Annotated in this window: 1 protein-coding gene; it reads right to left on the reverse strand. The window is 67.9% G+C overall.

Going from position 1 to position 467, the window contains the following annotated elements:
- Window positions 1–467, reverse strand: a 467-nt coding sequence (locus QMZ26_RS21225; protein WP_283222596.1) for a DUF2345 domain-containing protein, incomplete at both ends; no start/stop codon positions are given.

The raw sequence follows: 467 nt of genomic DNA on the forward strand, positions 1-467 counted from the left end.
ACCTTGAACTCGCCCGGGCAGCTGAACGTGATGTTCCCGCCTTCCAGCGTGATCGCACTGCTGCCGGCCTGCAGCACCACCTTGGTCTGCGCCAGCACGTCGATGCGATCGTCGGTGGCGGTGATGGTCAATGCCTGGTCGCTCAGCAGCTCCAGCTCGCCATCGTTGGCCTGCAGGCTGACCGGCCCCTGCGCGGCAATCACCCGCAGTGGGCCGCTCTGCGCGAACAGCGAAACATGCTCGCCGGAAACGGTGGCGATGGTCTCGCCGGCGCTGACGTGCAGATCCTGCTGTACGGTCATCTGCAGGTTCTGCCCGGCATAGGCCACGGCGCTGGCCGGTGTGGTCCAGGCCACATGGTGCGGGGCTTCGGCCAGCAGCAGCGGTTTGCCCAGCCGTTCCACCGGCTGCTCGCCGGGGCTGCGGCCATCGCTGCCGGGCTTCATCGCGTTCTGCCCGTTCACGTC

It is taken from the genome of Stenotrophomonas sp. PFBMAA-4 (assembly GCF_030053215.1).
GTDB lineage: Bacteria > Pseudomonadota > Gammaproteobacteria > Xanthomonadales > Xanthomonadaceae > Stenotrophomonas.